Annotated in this window: 16 protein-coding genes and 1 pseudogene; 9 read left to right on the plus strand and 8 right to left on the minus strand. The window is 71.3% G+C overall.

Annotation, left to right across the window (positions count from 1 at the left end; genetic code table 11):
- Positions 1 to 30 precede the first annotated feature (30 nt).
- The 6 genes from ACIOKD_RS37330 to ACIOKD_RS37355 form a co-directional block, all read right to left on the minus strand.
- Positions 31 to 1,146 carry a CHAD domain-containing protein gene (locus ACIOKD_RS37330; protein WP_402092549.1) on the minus strand — a complete coding sequence of 372 codons (1,116 nt, stop codon included), beginning with the start codon at positions 1,144 to 1,146 and terminating at the stop codon, positions 31 to 33.
- A complete protein-coding gene (locus ACIOKD_RS37335; RefSeq protein WP_402092550.1) occupies positions 1,127 to 3,358 on the minus strand; it encodes an RNA degradosome polyphosphate kinase in 2,232 nt (743 codons plus the stop codon). The genes ACIOKD_RS37330 and ACIOKD_RS37335 overlap by 20 nt, the downstream gene beginning before the upstream one ends.
- Before the next feature lie 409 nt (positions 3,359 to 3,767).
- On the minus strand, positions 3,768 to 4,001 hold the full coding sequence (locus tag ACIOKD_RS37340) for a hypothetical protein (RefSeq protein WP_402092551.1): 234 nt from the start codon (positions 3,999 to 4,001) through the stop codon (positions 3,768 to 3,770).
- On the minus strand, positions 3,998 to 4,996 hold the full coding sequence (locus ACIOKD_RS37345; protein WP_402092552.1) for an ABC transporter permease: 999 nt from the start codon (positions 4,994 to 4,996) through the stop codon (positions 3,998 to 4,000). Before ACIOKD_RS37345 ends, ACIOKD_RS37340 begins: the two co-directional genes overlap by 4 nt.
- Positions 4,993 to 6,111, minus strand: a complete 1,119-nt coding sequence (locus ACIOKD_RS37350; RefSeq protein WP_402092554.1) for an ABC transporter ATP-binding protein — start codon at positions 6,109 to 6,111, stop codon at positions 4,993 to 4,995. The genes ACIOKD_RS37345 and ACIOKD_RS37350 overlap by 4 nt, the downstream gene beginning before the upstream one ends.
- Positions 6,108 to 6,497, minus strand: a complete 390-nt coding sequence (locus tag ACIOKD_RS37355; protein WP_402092556.1) for a GntR family transcriptional regulator — start codon at positions 6,495 to 6,497, stop codon at positions 6,108 to 6,110. The genes ACIOKD_RS37350 and ACIOKD_RS37355 overlap by 4 nt, the downstream gene beginning before the upstream one ends.
- A gap of 210 nt (positions 6,498 to 6,707) precedes the next feature.
- On the opposite strand from ACIOKD_RS37355, the gene ACIOKD_RS37360 reads away from it, so the two are divergent.
- From ACIOKD_RS37360 to ACIOKD_RS37385, 6 genes are all read left to right on the plus strand, one after another.
- Positions 6,708 to 7,250: an RNA polymerase sigma factor gene (locus ACIOKD_RS37360; RefSeq protein WP_107015234.1), complete on the plus strand. Its 543-nt coding sequence runs from the start codon at positions 6,708 to 6,710 to the stop codon at positions 7,248 to 7,250.
- Between the two features lie 38 nt (positions 7,251 to 7,288).
- A complete protein-coding gene (locus ACIOKD_RS37365) occupies positions 7,289 to 8,158 on the plus strand; it encodes a zf-HC2 domain-containing protein (RefSeq protein ID WP_402092690.1) in 870 nt (289 codons plus the stop codon).
- A complete protein-coding gene (locus ACIOKD_RS37370; protein ID WP_402092561.1) occupies positions 8,158 to 8,328 on the plus strand; it encodes a hypothetical protein in 171 nt (56 codons plus the stop codon). Before ACIOKD_RS37365 ends, ACIOKD_RS37370 begins: the two co-directional genes overlap by 1 nt.
- Before the next feature lie 96 nt (positions 8,329 to 8,424).
- Positions 8,425 to 9,315 carry an ABC transporter ATP-binding protein gene (locus ACIOKD_RS37375; protein WP_402092562.1) on the plus strand — a complete coding sequence of 297 codons (891 nt, stop codon included), beginning with the start codon at positions 8,425 to 8,427 and terminating at the stop codon, positions 9,313 to 9,315.
- Positions 9,312 to 10,844 carry an ABC transporter permease gene (locus tag ACIOKD_RS37380; protein ID WP_402092563.1) on the plus strand — a complete coding sequence of 511 codons (1,533 nt, stop codon included), beginning with the start codon at positions 9,312 to 9,314 and terminating at the stop codon, positions 10,842 to 10,844. The genes ACIOKD_RS37375 and ACIOKD_RS37380 overlap by 4 nt, the downstream gene beginning before the upstream one ends.
- A 5-nt stretch (positions 10,845 to 10,849) precedes the next feature.
- Positions 10,850 to 11,497: an ABC transporter gene (locus tag ACIOKD_RS37385; RefSeq protein ID WP_402092564.1), complete on the plus strand. Its 648-nt coding sequence runs from the start codon at positions 10,850 to 10,852 to the stop codon at positions 11,495 to 11,497.
- 133 nt (positions 11,498 to 11,630) lie between these two features.
- Here ACIOKD_RS37385 and mshD read toward each other — a convergent pair whose 3' ends face one another.
- A complete protein-coding gene (gene mshD, locus ACIOKD_RS37390; protein WP_402092565.1) occupies positions 11,631 to 12,596 on the minus strand; it encodes a mycothiol synthase in 966 nt (321 codons plus the stop codon).
- 226 nt (positions 12,597 to 12,822) lie between these two features.
- Here mshD and ACIOKD_RS37395 point away from each other — a divergent pair, with 226 nt between their 5' ends.
- The 3 genes from ACIOKD_RS37395 to ACIOKD_RS37405 all read left to right on the plus strand — a co-directional run bounded on the left by ACIOKD_RS37395 (position 12,823) and on the right by ACIOKD_RS37405 (position 16,903).
- Positions 12,823 to 14,631 carry a bifunctional metallophosphatase/5'-nucleotidase gene (locus tag ACIOKD_RS37395; protein ID WP_402092567.1) on the plus strand — a complete coding sequence of 603 codons (1,809 nt, stop codon included), beginning with the start codon at positions 12,823 to 12,825 and terminating at the stop codon, positions 14,629 to 14,631.
- Positions 14,632 to 14,861: 230 nt separating this feature from the next.
- The gene (locus ACIOKD_RS37400; RefSeq protein WP_402092569.1) at positions 14,862 to 14,996 is read left to right on the plus strand and encodes a hypothetical protein; all 135 of its coding nucleotides are present in this window, start codon (positions 14,862 to 14,864) and stop codon (positions 14,994 to 14,996) included.
- Positions 14,997 to 15,136: 140 nt separating this feature from the next.
- A complete protein-coding gene (locus ACIOKD_RS37405; RefSeq protein WP_402092571.1) occupies positions 15,137 to 16,903 on the plus strand; it encodes an ABC transporter ATP-binding protein in 1,767 nt (588 codons plus the stop codon).
- 15 nt (positions 16,904 to 16,918) lie between these two features.
- Here ACIOKD_RS37405 and ACIOKD_RS37410 read toward each other — a convergent pair.
- A pseudogene (locus ACIOKD_RS37410) lies at positions 16,919 to 17,887 on the minus strand (pectinesterase family protein); the annotation flags it as partial.

Below are 17,887 nucleotides of genomic sequence, written 5' to 3' on the forward strand. Positions count from 1 at the left end.
CGCGAGTAGCGGCCTCCGTGGGTCAAGCCGTCACGGAGTGCCGACCGTCTCCCTCATCCAGGCCCGCTGAAACGTGAACCTGGCCGCTTCCACTTCGTGTCGCTGGTCCGCGTGGAGCACGCCGAGCGCGTACGCCGTCGCCGGTGCGATCCGCGGGGTGCGGGCCGCCGCGGCCGCCGCCGCGGCCGCCTCCGCCGCGTCGCGATGCCGGTCCAGGGCCTTGCCCGCGTTCAACAGGCGGACGTCCAGGAGGACTTCGTCGCCGAACAGGACCTCGCGCGCATAGCGGTGCAGGCGCAGCAGGAGGCGTACCTGGTGCCAGGGGGCGTCCTGGGGCTGCGGGGCCGTGTCGGCGGAGAGACCGTGGACGAGGGCCTCCGAGTTGTAGGGGTGGTCCGCGGCGACCAGGGGGAGTCCGGTGACGGCGTCGCGGAGGCGGTCCTCCGCGGCGGCGGCCAGCGGCTTGAGCCCGGCGGAAGCCGTGTGCGCCGTCGCCGTGGCTGTCGCCGTGGCTGTCACCGTCGTCGTGGCCGTGGTCGCGGCGGCGGTCAGTGGGACCTCGCTGGCCAGTACCGCGACATTGTCGGCGATGGCGTGGAAGCGGCTGGAGCCGAGGGCCTGGAGCGCGGCCGAGTGGGCGCGGGTCCGGGCGAGGGTCAGCTGGCGTTCCAGGAGGGCGCCTGCCTTGGCCGCGCCGACGGTCAGCTGGCCCTTCTCCTGCCGTACCTCGGAGGAGGCCTGCGAGGGGAAGGCCGCCGAGCCCGACAGCCGGTGCAGTGCCGCGAGCAGCCTCTCCTGGCGGGAACCGTAGGCGTGTTCGCGGGCCAGGGTCCCCGAGAGCCAGGCCAGTTCGGGGCGCATGATCTCCGACCAGCCCTCGTCGAGGAAGGGCCGGAAGGTGTGCAGGGTGCCGCTGATGCGGCGGGCCGAGCGGCGCAGGGCGCGCGCCGCGTCCACGGCCTCCTTCGAGCCGTTCTCCCCCACGCCCGACTGCGCTCGCGCGAGGGGACCCCCACCCGCCGCGCCGCCGGTCTCCCGGTGCTGGCGCAGCGCGCGGAGGAACTCCGTGGCCTGGGCCCGGAGGTATGCCGCGAGGGCGTCCCCGGCCACAGGTCCGGCCGTCGGGTCAAGGTGTCGCTGTGCCACGCCGGCGCCTCCGGGCGTCTATGAGCATCTCCTGGACGTTGCGCAGGGGCTGGCCCTCGGCGTCGGTCGCGTGCCGGGTCCACTCGCCGTCGGGGCCGAGGTGCCAGGAGGAAGTGGTGTCGGACATGCCGGTCTCGAACAGCCGGGTGATGGCCGACCGGTGGGCCGGGTCGGTGATCCTGACCAGTGCTTCGATACGGCGGTCGAGGTTGCGGTGCATCATGTCGGCGCTGCCTATCCACACCTCGGGCTCGCCGCCGTTGCCGAAGCCGAAGACCCGGGAGTGTTCGAGGAAGCGGCCGAGGATGGACCGTACGCGGATGTTCTCGGACAGGCCCGCGACTCCGGGCCGTACCGCGCAGATTCCGCGTACCCAGACATCGACCGGCACGCCGGCCTGGGAGGCACGGTAGAGCGAGTCGATGAGCGCCTCGTCCACCATCGAGTTGACCTTTATGCGGACATGGGCGGGGCGTCCGGCGCGGTGGTGCTGGACCTCCTTGTTGATGCGCGCTATCAGGCCGTCGCGCAGGGACTTGGGCGCGACGAGCAGACGGCGGTAGGTCTCGCGGCGGGAGTAGCCGGAGAGCCGGTTGAAGAGGTCGGAGAGGTCCGCGCCCACCTGTGGGTCGGCGGTCAGGAGCCCCAGGTCCTCGTACAGGCGGGCGGTCTTGGGGTGGTAGTTGCCCGTGCCGACGTGGCTGTAGCGGCGCAGGGTCTCGCCCTCCTGGCGCACCACGAGCGACAGCTTGCAGTGGGTCTTGAGGCCGACGAGGCCGTAGACCACGTGGCAACCCGACTCCTCCAGTTTGCGGGCCCACTTGATGTTGGCCTGCTCGTCGAAGCGTGCCTTGATCTCGACGAGGACGAGGACCTGCTTGCCGGACTCGGCGGCGTCGATGAGGGCGTCCACGATGGGGGAGTCGCCCGAGGTGCGGTACAGCGTCTGCTTGATGGCCAGCACGTCCGGGTCCGTCGCCGCCTGCTCCAGGAACGCCTGGACGGAGGTGGAGAAGGAGTCGTACGGGTGGTGCAGCAGGACGTCGCGTTCGCGCAGGGCCGCGAAGATGTCGGGCGGGGACGCCGACTCGACCTCCGCGAGGTCGCGGTGGGTGCCCGCGATGAACTTCGCGAACTTCAGCTCGGGCCGGTCGAGGGCGCCGATGCCGAAGAGACCGGTGAGGTCGAGGGGGCCCGGCAGCGGGTACACCTCGGCCTCGGAGATCTTCAACTCCCGTACCAGCAGGTCCAGTACGTACCGGTCGATGGACTCCTCGACCTCCAGGCGCACCGGCGGGCCGAAGCGGCGGCGCATGAGTTCCTTCTCCAGGGCCTGGAGCAGGTTCTCGGCGTCGTCCTCCTCGACCTCCAGGTCCTCGTTCCTGGTGAGGCGGAACGTGTGGTGCTCCAGGACCTCCATGCCGGGGAAGAGCTCCTCCAGATGGGCCGCGATGACGTCCTCGATGGGGACGAAGCGGTTCGGGGAGGCCTCCAGGAAGCGGGAGAGCAGCGGCGGCACCTTCACGCGCGCGAAGTGGCGGTGCCCGGAGACCGGGTTGCGCACGACGACCGCGAGATTCAGGGAGAGACCCGAGATGTACGGGAAGGGGTGCGCCGGGTCGACCGCGAGGGGGGTGAGGACCGGGAATATCTGGTGGCGGAAGAGCGTGAAGAGGCGCGCCTGCTCCTTCTCGGACAGCTCGCTCCAGCGGACGAGGTGGATGCCCTCCTCCGCGAGCTGCGGCGCCACGTCCTCCTGGTAGCAGGCGGCGTGCCGGGCCATGAGCTCGCGCGAGCGGGCCCAGATCATCTCCAGCACCTCGCGGGGCTGCAGGCCCGAGGCAGAGCGGGTGGCCACGCCGGTGGCGATGCGCCGCTTCAGGCCGGCCACCCGGACCATGAAGAACTCGTCCAGGTTGCTGGCGAAGATCGCCAGGAATTTCGCCCGTTCGAGGAGGGGCGTGTTCGGATCCTCGGCGAGTTCGAGGACCCGTTCGTTGAACGCGAGCCAACTGCGTTCCCGGTCGAGGAACCGGCCCTGCGGAAGCTGGACGCCGTCCTGCACCAGATCCTCGTACTCGTCGAGATCGGCGTCGAGGTCGGGCTCCAGGTCGGAGACGTTCGCCGCCACGGTGTGCGGGCGGTGGGCGGCTATGGAACCGACGGACGGCTGCGGGTGCTGGACCTGCGCCTGGGCATTGGGCTGGTTCATGAACCCATTCTTCCGTGCCGGGCCGGAAACAGGCGCGTCGGAGAGAGCGGTCGGAAGCGCCGCGAGGATGTGCGGGCTTCCGTTCCTCCTCTTCGGGGAGGGCTCGCGCTCCGGCGGAGGCGGGGGCTCGGGCGGACCGGGATTCATTGCCCGAGGGTCGCAAGCCTGTCTGAATCACTGGTTACGGCGACATGACGTGCGGGATATCGGGGGGAGGCTCCCCGGGGCCGCGCCCCGTCAGAGGCGCGGGGCTGTGACATGTGCGGCTGCGCCGCGTGGGCGCGACCGGCCGCATCGGACCGGCACACGCATCCGATCCTCACCCCCGTACGTCGTCCGGCGGGGCCGCACCTTTGGAGGGGTGCGGGGCTGTGACATGTGCGGCTCCGCCGCGTAGCGCGACCGGCCCTCACCGGGCCGGCACGTACGCACCTACCTCAGCCTGTACGGAGTCGGCGATGATCCCGGCCTCCCAGACCAGGGTGCCGATGGCGGCCAGCAGGAACGCGCCCCACACGGCCAGTGCCGCGCGGTGCAGCCGCAGCACGGCCCACGGCAGTCCGGCGTTCCAAGGCAGTCCGGTTCTCAACGGCGGTCCGGAGTTCAACGACAGTCCGGTTCTCGACGGCGGTCCGGTGTTCATACGGCGGCTCCCGCGGCAGCGGTACGACGGCGGAGCAGGACGAACGCGGCGGTGACCGCGAGGGCGGCGACGACGAGGACGATCCCGGTCTCGACGAGCTGCAGGGGCCAGAAGTGGGACCGCGGGTGGAAGGTGGCCCAGATCTCGGCGAGGTCGTTGTGGGCCAGGCAGCTCCGCAAATCCTCCGCGCCGCCGGTGTCGGTGCAGGCCATGTTGTTGCCGATGCGGACGCCGTCGTCGGTGATCACACCGTGGTCGAGCTGGAGAGCGTGGTCCGGCAGGCTCAGGGACTCGGCGCCGGTGACCGTGACCGTGGGCCACATACTCGGCCGGTACTGATCGCCCAGATGGGTGAGCGCGAACATGACGGCGACGGCGACGCCCAGGGCGGGGAGCGTACGGCCGGTCACCAGGCCCGCGAGGACGCCGACGGCCAGACCGCAGAGGGCGTACGCGAGGGCGGTGGTGCCGTTGGAGCGGAAGCCGTACGCGTCGAACCAGTCCGTCCACAGCAGTTCTCCGCCGCCGTCCCACATCAGGCGGTGCAGGGGGACGAGCAGGGCCGCGCCCGCGGTGACGAACAGCGCGGGGACGGCGAGTTTCGCGGCGAGCCAGCGGGCCGGGGAGACGGACTGGGTCCAGGCGAGATGCGCGGTGCCGTTCTCCAGTTCGCGGCCGATGAGGGCCGCGCCCGCCCAGGCGGCGAGGAGGAGGGGGAGGAAGGAGACGACGAGGGTGGTGAGGGCCACGGCCGTGCTGTACCGGCTCAGCCAGGGGCCGCCGGGGAAGTGGCAGGCCTCGACGTCCGTTCGGCACTGTTCCTGGACGTTCGCGGCGGCCGTGTCGTAGCCCGGACCGTACGCCCACAGCATCGCCGCCGAGAGGGCCACCACCAGCAGCAGCCAGAACCACAGCGCCGACCGGTGCAGCCGCAGGAGGGACCGGGCGAGCCCGAGTGAGGGGGCCGGGCGCGGGGAGGCGAGGAGAGTCGTCATGGGCGCACGTTCCCCTCGCCGCTCACGTCGGCTGTATCGGTGTCGCTGGTCTCGCCGGTTTCGCCGGTGCTGCCAGTCTCGTCGGTGCTGCCGATCTCGCCGGTGTCGCCGGTGTCGCCGGTGTCGCCGGTCTCGCCGGTTTCGCCGGTGCCGCCGGTCTCCTCGGTGAACAGGTCCGGTGCCTCGGGATTGCGCAGATGGGCCAGGAGCAGCTCTTCCAAAGAGGGCGCGGTGGTCTCCCAGCCGTCGGTCGGCGGGCCGACCGTGCGTATCAGCGCGGTGAGCTGGCGGCCGGTGCCGTGCGACTCGACGACGGTGTGGCCCGAGAGGTCGCGGGCCGGCCCGGTGAGCAGGGTGTGCGCGGCGAGCAGCCGTTCGGGGTCGCCGCCCAGCCTGATCCGGCCACCGCCCATGAGGAACAGGTGGTCGCAGACGCCCTCCAGTTCGGCGACGACGTGCGAGGACATCACGATGGTCGTGCCGTGCTCGGCGGCCTCACCCAGCAGGGCCCCGAGGAGTTCGCGCCGGGCCAGCGGGTCGAGGTCGGCCATCGGCTCGTCCAGCAGCATCAGTTCGGGCCGTTTGCCGAAGGCCAGGGCGAGGGCGACCCGGGTGCGCTGGCCGCCGGAGAGCGAGCGGATCCGGTCGTCGGGGTGGAGGCCGCCCTCCCGGACCACGTCCGGGCCGGGGGCCGGCTCCAGTGCGGTCTGCCTCGCCGTGTCCCCGTACACCGGCCCGTACACCGGCCCGTACGCGATCCGTTCCGCGGCCGTCCGGTCCCAGCGGGCGCGGTTCAGTTCGGCGCCGAGGCGCAGGGTGGCGGCGACCGTGAGCTGCGGCGGCAGCGGCTTGGCCTGGGCGACGTAGGCGAAACGCTCGCGGGCGCGGGCGGGAGTGGTGCCGAGGACCTTCACGGTGCCCTCGGTGGGGCGGGTCAGGCCCGCGGCCAGTGCCAGGAGCGTCGACTTGCCCGTGCCGTTGGGTCCGACCAGGGCGCAGATCCGGCCCGTGGGCAGTCGGAAGGAACAGTCCCGCAGTACGTGGCCCCTCCCGCGCCGGTACCGCTTGCCCAGCCCGACCGCTTCCAGCGCGGTCCCTTCGCGGTCCCTGTTCATCGCTCCCCCTCAGGGCACTTCTCGTCCAGTACGGAGGTGAAGAGCGCGGAGATGTCCTCGCGCTCCAGACCTTCCTTGCGTGCCTCGTCCAGCCAGGCCGTCAGTTTCGAGCGCAGGGCGGTGTGGTCGGCGGGTGCGGAGCCCAGGGAGCGCCGCACGAAGGTGCCGAGGCCGCGTCTGGCTTCGACCAGGCCCTCGCGTTCCAGCTCGCGGTAGGCCTTGAGGACGGTGTTCGGATTGATCGCGGTGGCCTCCACGACCTCGCGGGCAGTGGGGAGTCTGTCGCCCGGTTCGAGTACGCCCAGGCGCAGTGCCTGCTTCGTCTGCTGGACGATCTGGACGTACGTGGCGACACCGCTGCGCCGGTCGATGCGGTACTCGACCACCCGACCATCACCCTTTCACTAATTGAGTAGTGAAAGGGTGATGGCCGACCTGGGTGCCTGTCAAGGTGATGCGGCGATTCTCAAGGTGCGTGGGGTGCGTGGGGTGCGTGGGGTGCATGAGGTGCATGAGGTGCGTCAGGTGCCTCAGAGGTTCCGAAAACTTCTCGCGGAGGCGTGAACCGATCCGTGGGGCTCGTGCGATGAGGGGGTGTGAGGGAAACGAGAAGCGACGGTGATCTGCTGCGGGCCATCGCGGCGGACGGTGACCGGCGCGCCTTCGAAGAGCTGTACCGGCGGTACGCGCCATGGCTCGGAGCGAGGCTGCGAGGCCGCTGTTCCGACGCGGGGACGGTCGACGAGGTCGTGCAGGAGACGTTTCTCGCGGTGTGGCGCGGCAGTGCCCGCTACCGCGAGGAGGGCGACGTGGCCGGCTGGCTGTGGCGCATCGGCTCGCGGCGGCTCATCGACGCCCTGCGGGGCGACGGCGCCCGGGGCCGGATGCGGCAGGCGCTCGCGCGGCTGCGGCACCGCGAGGAGGCGTCCGCGGAGGAGCGCGTGCTCGCGGGGGTGGAGCACGGGGACCTCGCCGGCGCCCTGGTCCGGCTGTCGCCGGAACTGCGGTCGGTCCTGCAGGCCACGGTCATAGACGGGCTGACCACCCGGGAGGCGGCCGTCCTGCTCGGCATCCCGCCGGGGACGGTCAAGACACGGGCGCTTCGGGCCCGCAAGCAGCTGCGGGAGGAGTTGGCATGAGCGACGGCGACACGAACGGGGTCCGCGATCCGGGCGGTATGACCTGGCACGTGGCGGAGGACGACCTCCGGGCGTATGTGAGGGGCGAGCTGGCGGCCCCGATGCTCTGGTCGACCGACACGCACCTCATGGCCTGCGCGCGCTGCCGGGCGGTCCTCGCCGAGGTGAGCGACCCGGCCCCGCTGGACGAGGGATGGGAGCGGCTCGACGCCGAACTGGACGTGCCGCGACCGGGGTTCCTGGAGTCGCTGCTCGTACGGGCCGGGGTGGCCGACCACACCGCGCGACTGCTGGCCGCGACGCCGGTGCTGCGCCGGTCGTGGCTGAGCGCGGTCGTCGCCGTGCTGGTCATCACGGTGCTGGCGACCAGTTCCCTCAGAGCGCCCGAGAGCCCGGCGATGTTCCTCGCCCTGGCCCCGCTGCTGCCCCTCGCCGGGGTCGCGCTGTCGTACGGGCCGGTGGTCGACCCGACGTACGAGATGGCCGTGGTGTCGCCGATGCACGGCTTCCGGCTGCTGCTGATCCGCACGGTGCCGGTGCTGGCCGTCGCGCTCGCCCTGAACGGCCTGGCGACGCTCGCGCTTCCCTCGTACGGACTGCGTGCCCTGGCCTGGCTGCTGCCGGCGCTCGCGCTCACCTCGACCGGGCTCGCGCTGACGCCCCGGCTGGGCCCGGTCCTGGCACCGGGTCTGGTCGGCGGTACGTGGATCGCCGTGCTGCTGATCGCGCAGTGGACGACCTCCGAGGGGACGCTCGCGCCCTACACGGTGGCGGGGCAGAGCGTCGCCGCCACGGTCGCCGTGCTCGCCGCCGGGTTCTTCTATCTCCGCCGCGACCGCTTCGACTCGACCTCCGCGCACACCCCGTTCGCGGGCTTCACGGGCTTCACGGACGGGGGTGCGGCGTGATGTCGGTCGCCTGGCGCAGGCGCTTCAAGCTGGTCGGAGCCGCATTGCTGGTGACCGCTTCGGTTGTCTGCAAGGTGCTGTACTTCGCCGTCCTGGTCCTCTTGGCCTTCTCCTCCGGCAAGCGGGGTTCGTCCTCCTCCTCCTCTTCCTCCGGCGGGGACGGCGGCTGAGGGCACTTCGCCCCCACGCCCCCTCCCGCCGCCTCTTCTGCCCTTTCTTCCTCTTCCTGCCTTCGCTCTCTTCCACGGGATCCTCTGGAGTCACGCATGTCTGACCTGTCCTCGGCACCTCCTTCGGTACCGACGGTGTCCGCCGCCGGGCTGACCCTCCGCTACGGCGGAACGGCCGCCCTCGACGACGTGTCCGTGCGGCTCGGCGAGGGTGTCACCGGGCTGCTCGGACCCAACGGGGCGGGCAAGACCACCCTGTTGCGGGTCCTGGCCACGGCCGTGCCTCCGGACAAGGGAGCGTTCACGGTGCTCGGCAACGACCCGGGCACGTCGGCCGGACGGCAGGAGGTGCGGCGCGCGCTGGGCTATCTGCCGCAGGCGCCCGGTTTCCACCCGGACTTCTCGGCGTTCGAGTTCGTCGACTACGTGGCGATCCTGAAGGAGCTGACGGACCGCACCGCCCGGCACCGCGAGGTGCGGCGGGTCCTGGACGCCGTCGCGCTGTCCGACGTACGGAGCAAGCGGATCAAGAAGCTCTCCGGCGGGATGCGCCAGCGGGTCGCGCTGGCCGCCGCCCTCGTCGGCGACCCCGGTTTCCTGGTCCTCGACGAGCCGACCGTCGGCCTCGACCCCGAACAGCGCATGCGGTTCAGGGAGTTGATCGCCCGGGCGGGGGAGGGGCGGACCGTGCTGCTGTCCACCCACCAGACCGAGGACGTCGCGATGCTCTGCCATCGCGTGATCGTCATGGTCCGCGGCCGTGTCCGCTTCGAGGGCAGCCCGGCCGAGCTGACCGCACGGGCGGCCGGCCGGGTGTGGAGCAGCACCGAACGCGACCCGGGCGCGTGGGCCGGCTGGCGCACGGGCACGGGCTCCTTCCGTAATGTCGGTGAGCCCCCCAAGGGCGCCGAACTCGTCGAACCGACCCTGGAGGACGGCTACTTGCTCACCCTCGACGGGGAGTCCTCGGAGGTGACGGCCGCATGAGCGCCGTACTGGAGACACCCGCGCGGACCACCGGGCCGACGCACCCGGCACGCCCCTGGGCAGCCGTGTTCGCCCTCGCCCGCTTCGAGGCGCGCGAGCTGCGGATGAATATGTCCTTCCTCGCCCTCGCGGTCCTGTACATGATCTGGATCGTCTGGCAGACCACCCAGAGCCAAGGCGACTTCCCGATACTGCAGAACGTCGATCGCGGCACGCAGATGATGCCGGTACTGATCGGGCTGGCCGTCATGCTCAACGTCAACCGCGCGGTGCTGCGCTCCCGTCGACGCGACACCGACCGCCACTTCGACGTCCTGGTCGTCGAGCCATGGCGGCGCACGGCCGCCCATGTGCTGTCCGCCGTCCCGGCGGCCCTGTTCACGGCCGTGTGCGTGACCGTCCAGTTCACCTGGGCCGCGCTCAAGCCGGGTGCGGCCGGGCACGGTTCGCCCGCCGAACTCGCCGTCGGCCCGCTGACGGTCCTGCTCTTCGGAGTCCTGGGCGTGCTCTTCGGCCGCCTGTTCCTCTCCATCTTCGCCGCGCCGATGCTTCTCGTCCTCCTGCTCTTCGCGGAGGTCTTCGTGGCGCCCCCGTCCGGAAGCGACTGGGCGAGCTGGCTGTACCCGGTGGTCTCCGAGACCGGCTCGGACCCGCTCCCCTCCGACCTGCTGGAACGCCCCGCCGCCTGGCACGCCCTGTACCTCATCGGGCTCGCCCTGGTCGTCGCCCTGCTCGCGGTGCTGGTCAGCGGCGGCCGTTCGACGGTCGTCAAGGCGGCCGTCGCGGGATCCCTCGCCCTCACGGTGGTGGGCGTGGCCGGCCAGTCCGGCGGCACCCCGGCCGGGTCGACACCGGCCCGCGAACGGGCGTCGGTCACCCCGGAGAAGATCCGCACGTGCATCGAGCACGGGAAGTCCTCGTACTGCGCCTTTCCCGAGTGGACGGGCCGCGCCGCCGACTGGGCCGCCGTGGTCGACCGCGTCCAGAACCTCGCGGGCGGCAGGGCCGGCGCCGAGCGGCTGACCGTGAACCAGCGCCTCGACGCCCGCTACGGCCTGGAGTCCGACAGCACGCTCTCCCCGTCCACCGAGCCCGGCCATGTGACCGTCCGCACCGACTGGGGCGGCAACCGCGTCCCCGAGTTCGCCGTCGCCGTCGCGTCCGCCCTGGTGGCGGGCGACGAGAAGGCGGGCACCGAGATCTGCGACGCCCGCCTGGTGACGGTCATGTGGCTGGCGCTGGGCGGCGATCCCGACCCGATGTCCGCGCTGCGCAACGTCCGCCTCGACGACAACGTCGTGGGCCCCGCCCTCGTCCTGTCGCCCACCGAACCCTTCTTCATGAGCGCCGAACAGACACGGATCGTCGTGGAGTTGCTCAAGAAGCCGCGTTACGACGTCGCCGGCAAGGTGAAGGCCAAGTGGACGGAGCTCACCTCGCCCGACACGTCGATGGCGCGGGTCGCGGAACTGCTGAACGTGCCGGCCGCGGGCGGCAAGGCGACGGACGGTGACTCGTGCGACATGTGACGGTCATGACGCGCGCTCTCCTCCCGCCCGTGTGGCGCGCGCTGCCCCGGCGCGCGCTCGTGGCCGCCGCCGCCGTGGGGCTGCTGCTGGCCGGCATCCCGCGGATGCGGTCAGGCACGCCCGATCCGCTGGTCGGCCTCTACGCGCTGCGGGCCGCCGCGCTCGTCTTCGCCGTTGGCCTGGCGTTCCTGCTGGACGATCCGGCCCGGCACATCACCTCGGCGGTGCCGGCCCGCCGCCCGGTGCGGGTCGCCCTGCGCGTGGCGCTCGTCGCCCCATGGGCCGCGCTCTGCTGGACGACGGCACTGCTCCTCGTACCGGAGGAGGCCCGCCCGCCGGCCGGTGCGCTCACCCTGGAGGCGGCGGCCACCGTGGTACTGGCCCTCGCCGCGGCGGCCCTGGTCATACGCCGCACGCAGGTCACCGAGCCGGGAGCGGCGATATCGACCTGGCTGCTGGCAACCGGCGCCACGGCGTTCCTGCTGCTGCCCCACGACTGGGCCCTGTTCGTGGCCCCGGACGACCCACGCTGGCAGTCCAGCCACGACCGCTGGACGGTGCTGCTGATCGTGGCGGCACTGGCGGGAGCACGAGCATGCGCCGAACCTCTACGAGCAAGGCTGAGGCTGCGCCCGGTCAGGAGCGCCCGGTAGGGCGTCTTTCAGGGGCGCGGGGCTGTGACATGTGCGGCTCCGCCGCGGGGCGCGACAAGCCCTCACCGGGCCGGCACTTTCGCACCGGCCTTCTGGACCCGCCCCGTCCGGCCAGGACCCCGCCCGGACTCGGTCAGGACTCGGTCCGGTACATGAGGTCCGTCTCGTGCACCGCGAACCCCAGCCGTTCATACACAGCCACCGCGGCCAAGTTGTCCGCATCGACGTACAACATCGCGTCCGGCACCCCGGCACCCGCCAGATGCCGGAGGCCGACGGTGGTGAGCGCCTTCCCCAGCCCACCCCCCTGCGCATCGGGCCGCACCCCGACCACGTACACCTCGCCGAGGCCCTCGGCCTCGTGGACCTTGGTCCAGTGGAACCCGACCAGTTCGTCGCCGCGGAAGGCGAGGAAGAACCCGGCCGGGTCGAACCACGGCTCGCCCTTGCGCGCGTCGAGGTCCCGCTGCCCGAGCGAGCCCTGCTCGGGATGGTGCGCGAAGGCGGCGGCGTTCGCGGCGAGCCAGGCGTCGTCGTCCTCGCCGGGCACGAACGTGCGCACCCGCACGCCGTCCGGGAACGTCGGCTCGGGCAGGTCGAGGCCGGTCAGGGGCCGCCGCATCTGACGCAGTTCGCGGAACAGCGCGAGACCGAGGACCTGCGCGAGATGGCGGGCCGCCGCGTGCCCGCCGTGGGCCCACACCCGCAGCCGTTTGCCGGACTCGGCGAGGAGCGCGTTGCCCAGCGCGCGGCCGTGCCCGTGCCCCCGGTGCGCCGGGTGGACGACCAGCTCGGCGGCCGGCGCCTCGATGGGGTCGGTGTCCTCCAGTTGCGCGTACCCGACGAGCCGGTCCTCGGTGCTCAGCAGCAGATGGCGGATTCCGTCCGCTGCCTCTCCGCGCAGGTGCAACCGGCCCTGTTCGGACACCGCCTGCTGTCCGTCGTTGCGGGCGGCCTCCGCCAGGAGTGCCAGCACGGCCTCGGTCTGCGCGGGGCTCAGCGCGGTGAGGACGTCGAGGGAACGGGCCGTGGGAGTACCGCCCTGGCCGAGCGAGGCCGAGAGCTTGCGGGCAGCCGGTGCGGTGTCGTCGCTGGTCATGGGTACGAGGGTACGGCGTGTCCGGTTCATGGCGAAGTGGCCCGCCAGGGAGCATCAGGAGGAGTGCGCGGTCCGTACATGGCCGGTACGCGACCTGTCCGGTTCGTGGTGAAACACCCGTCGTGGCAACCAGTCCGTAACCCCGAACCCCCTGTCGCGCTACGCGCGTTGACTCTAGGCTGCGCCGGGACGGGGCCCATATATCAGCCGACCCACAGGGGGGCACATGTCAGCCATACCTCAGCCGTTCCGCCCAAGAAGCCGCACCACCCGCCTCCTCGCGGCGACCGCGGGCGTCGCCACCGTCGGCGCGCTGGTCGCGGCGCTTCCGGCGTCCGCGGGCGAGTCGGCGAAGAAGCACGGGCACCAGAGCCCGTCCCGCTACCAGGACGTCCAGCTGCTGTCCTTCAACGATCTGCACGGCAACCTGGAGCCGCCGTCCGGCTCCTCCGGCCGGGTGACCGAGATCCAGCCCGACGGGAGCACCAAGGCGATCGACTCGGGCGGCGTGGAGTACCTGGCGACGCATCTGCGCCAGGCCCGCCAGGGCAACAAGTACTCCGTCACCGCGGCGGGCGGTGACATGGTCGGCGCGTCGCCGCTGATCTCGGGCCTCTTCCACGACGAGCCCACCATCGAGGCGCTGAACAAGCTCGACCTCGATGTGACGAGCGTCGGCAACCACGAGTTCGACGAGGGTGCCAAGGAACTGGGCCGCCTGCAGAACGGCGGCTGCCACCCCACGGACGGCTGTTACGTGGCGGGCAAGAAGTTCGAGGGCGCCGACTTCCCGTACCTCGCGGCGAACGTCCTCGACGAGAAGACCAGGAAGCCGATCCTCAAGCCCTACTGGGTGTGGAAGAAGAACGGCGTGAAGATCGGCTTCATCGGGGTCACGCTTGAGGACACCCCGGGAGTCGTCTCCGCCGAGGGTGTGAAGGGCCTCAAGTTCAAGGACGAGGTCGAGACGATCAACAAGTACGCCAAGGAGCTGGAGAAGCAGGGCGTCAAGTCGGTCGTCGCGCTGGTCCACGAGGGCGGGCTGCCCGCCTCGTCGGCGTACAACTACGACTGCGACTCGCCCGGTGGCGGCGACGGTATATCCGGTCCCATCGTGGACATCGCGAAGAACGTCACGCCGAAGGTCGACGCGCTGGTCACCGGCCACACGCACGCCGCGTACGCGTGCACGATCGACGATCCGTCGGGCAAGCCCCGCACGGTCACCTCGGCGGCGTCCTTCGGGCGGCTCTACACCGACACGACGCTGACGTACGACCGCCGGACCGGCGACATCGCCAGGACCGCCGTCGCCTCCGCGAACCACGTGGTGACGCGTGACGTGGCCAAGGCCCCGGACATGACCGAGCTGATCACCAAGTGGAACACCCTGGCGGCGCCGATCGGCGACAAGCCCATCGGGTACATCTCCGGTGACATCAGCAATGTCGGCACCGAGTCCCCGATCGGCGACCTGATCGCCGACGCGCAGCTCGCGTACGGCAAGGAGCTGGACCCCGAGACCGATCTCGCGCTGATGAACCCGGGCGGTGTCCGGGCGCCCCTGACCTACGCGGCCAAGGGCAGTGAGGGCGACGGAGTGGTGACGTACGCGGAGGGCTTCACGGTCCAGCCGTTCGCCAACACCGTGAACCTGCAGAGCTTCACCGGCGCCCAGGTCGTGCAGATACTGAAGGAGCAGGTCAGCGGTACGAACGCGGCCTCGCCGAAGGTGCTGCAGATCTCGTCGGGCCTCACCTACACGCTCGACCTCACCAAGAGCGGCGCCGACCGGGTCGTCACCGACTCGATCAAGCTGAACGGTGCCGCGATCGACCTGGCCGCCACCTACCGCGTCGCGACGAACAGCTTCCTCGCGGGCGGCGGCGACGGCTTCACCACGCTGGGTCTGGGCACCGACGACCTGGTGGGTGACGACGACCTCGCGGCCCTGGAGAAGTACCTGCTGGCCAACTCGTCGGCGACGGCACCGCTCGCGCCGCCCGCGGCGAACCGGATCACCGTTGTCCAGTAGCAAGTGGTCCGGTGAGCGGCGTAATAAAGTCTGTGTGAATAGGGGAATGGTTCCCGACTCCGTCTGAAAACCGTCTCAGCCGCAATTCATGGAGGTCTCAGCGGATTTGGCGATTTCCGTCTCCGCGCTCCCGTAGTGTTTTCCATGTCGAAGCCGAACAGGGCTTACGGCAAAGGGAACACCGCAAGACGCAAGACATAAGAGATCACCCGCACAGGAAAGAGATTCCCATGAGCTTCCACAAGGTCACCCCGGTCCGCAAGTCCCGCAAGGCCGCCCCGGCCGCCAAGAAGCAGGCCGCGAAGCCCGCTCCGAAGCGTGCCGCCAAGCAGCAGCAGAACCGCCGCCCGGTCGGCAACAAGTAGGCGACGCCACGAGGCGGGGTCCCCGGATTCGATCCGGGGACCCCGCCTCGGCCATTTCCCGGACCCGGGAAATGCAAAAAGGGCGATGCAAAAGGGTAGGACACGAGTAAGGCACGGGCAGGGAAAGGGAATTGAACGCCATGCGGGAAGTACGGGAGGCATTCGCGCGTTTCTGGCCGCTGACGCGCGGCGACCGCCGATGGCTGTTGCTGATCATCGCCTGCGTGATCGTGGCCGCACTGGCGGAGACGGCGTCGATCCTGCTCTTCGCGGAACTCACCGACCACGCGCTGCAGGCCGGTTCGCTCAGCGCCTTCTGGGGCCCGGCCGGTGCCTGGCTGGCGGTGGCCGTGGTCGGCGCGGTCGTCGGCTATCTCGGCAACTCCCTCGCTGTCCGTACGGCCGAGAGATTCGTACTGCGGCTGCGCGCGGGCGTCTTCCGCCATGTCCAGGACCTGCCCCCGCACTTCTTCCAGCGGCACCGCAGGGGCGATCTGGTGGAACGGCTCACCGGCGACGTCGAGGCCATCGAACAGATGGTGGTCTCGGGCGCGGTAGGAGCGGTCTCCGCCCTGTTCTCGGCGGTCTTCTACTCCGCCGCCGCCCTCTGGCTCCGCTGGGACCTCGCCCTGGTCACCTTCCTCCTCGCACCCCTCTTCCTCGTCGCGGCCCGCCGCTTCGCCGGCCGCATCCAGAAGGCAGCCAAGGACGAGCGGACCGCCGACGGCGCGATCACCTCGGTCGTCGAGGAGTCCCTCGGCAACATCGTGCTCACCCAGGCGTACAACCGGCGCGGGGCGGAGGAGAAGCGGCTCGACCGCGAGGCGCGCGCCTGGCTGCGGGCCAGTGTGCGCGGGGCCCGCGCGAGCGAGATGTACGAGCAGTTCGTCGAGGTCGTCGAGACGGTCTGCGTGCTCACGGTGATCGGGCTGGGCGCCTGGGAGATCGCGCAGGGCCGGATGTCCCTGGGCCAGCTGCTCGCCTTCGCCGCCTTCCTCGGCTACCTCTATCCGCCGATCCGCGACCTCGGGCAGCTGGGCCTGACCCTGACGGCCGCGACCGCCGGGGCGCAGCGGCTCCAGGAGATCCTGGACACCGAGCCGGCCGTCACCGACCCCGCCACCCCGGTCGGGCACTGGCCCGTACAGGGCTGGGTCTCCTTCCACCACACGTCCTTCCGCTACCCGGGCGCGGAGCGCGACAGCCTGCACGAGGTGTCGTTCACCGCGCGGCCCGGCGAGTTCGTGCTGGTCACCGGCCCGAGCGGGGCCGGAAAGTCGACCCTCACCAAACTCCTGACCCGTTTCTACGACCCCTCCGCGGGGGTGATCTGCCTGGACGGCGTCCCGCTCACGGACGTCACCCTGGAGTTCCTGCGGGAGAACGTGGCCCTGCTGCCCCAGGAGACCCTGGTCCTGCACGGCACGATCCGCGAGAACATCGCGTGCGGGCGGCCGGGCGCGACGGACGAGGAGATCGAGCGGGCCGCACGGGACGCGGACGCCCACGAGTTCGTCCGCTCCCTGCCCGACGGGTACGAGACGCTGATCACGCCGGGCACGGCCGTGCTGTCCGGCGGGCAGCTCCAGCGGGTGGCCATCGCCCGCGCGATGCTCCGGGCCGCCCCCGTCCTCGTACTCGACGAACCGACCACCGGGCTCGACGCACTCGCCGCACGCCGGGTCGTACAGCCGTTGCGGCGCCTGGTTTCCGGCCGTACGACCTTGATGATCACCCACGATCTGACGCTCGCACCGGACGCCGACCGCATCCTCGTCGTGGACGGCGGACGTCTGGTGGAGCAGGGCACGCACGAGGAACTGCTCGCGTACGGGGGTACGTACGCGCAGCTGGCGGGTCCGCTCCCGACGGAGACGACCCTGCCGCTGCTGCAGCCGAGCCCGTAGATCCGGCTGCCCGGGTCAGGAGGCGGTCGGGGTCCAGGTGCCGAGCCAGTCCGCGACCTCCTGGCCGGTGGCCTGGGCGTCGGTCAGCTGTGGTCGGTCCGTGCTCGCGGCGCCCGAGCCGGGACCGGTGTTCCTGTACTCCGCGAAACGGTCGTCCTTCCAGGAGAAGCCGCCCATGTCCACCCACGGGGTCGACTTCACGGCCGCGCTCAGCGTGGAGTCGCGGACGGTGGTCTGCGGATCGAGGGTCGCGTCGCCGCCCGCGTGCCAGTTGCGGCCGAGGTGGAAGGTCCCGGCGGACACGTCGCCGTTGACGGTCGAGCGGTTGACGAGGATGCCCTTGCGGTCGGCCGCGGTGCTGGGGGCGGTGATGTACCCGGCCGAACTGCCGTCCCAGCGCTTCTTCAGGGTGATCACCGACTGGTCGATCACGGCGGTGGCGCGGCCGAAGATGAAGTCGACGTTCCCGACGACGTAGGAGTTGCGGACGTAGACGCGGCCGAGCTTCTCCTTGGCGGCGGTGTCGAGGAGCAGGGTGTCCTGGTCGCCCTCGACGATCACGCCGTCGAGGAAGACCTGGTCGGCGGCGGTACGCAGGGCCACGGCCTGGTGACCGCTCAGGCTCTGGTTGGCGCCTTCGTCGAAGTCGTTGGAGAGCGTGAGGTTGCGGGCCTGGAAGTCGTCGGCCTCGACGGCGACGGTGGCGCTGCCGCTGGTCCCGTACGTGCCGCCGCCGGGTTTCGCGGTCCCCGCGGCGTTGTTGTAGACGATGACGGTGTCCTTGCGGCTGCCGCCGCTGCCCTGGACGGTCACGTGCGGTTTGTTCGACGGGACTTTCACCAACTCGCGGTACGTGCCCGGCTTGACGGAGATCACGACGCGCGAGGCGTTGTTCGCGGGCACGGCGTTCACGGCGGCCTGCACGGTCGCGTACATCCCGCTGCCGTCCTTGGCGACGGTGAGGGTGGTGGCCGCGGCGGCCCG

Source organism: Streptomyces sp. NPDC087844 (genome assembly GCF_044742785.1).
Classification (GTDB): domain Bacteria; phylum Actinomycetota; class Actinomycetes; order Streptomycetales; family Streptomycetaceae; genus Streptomyces.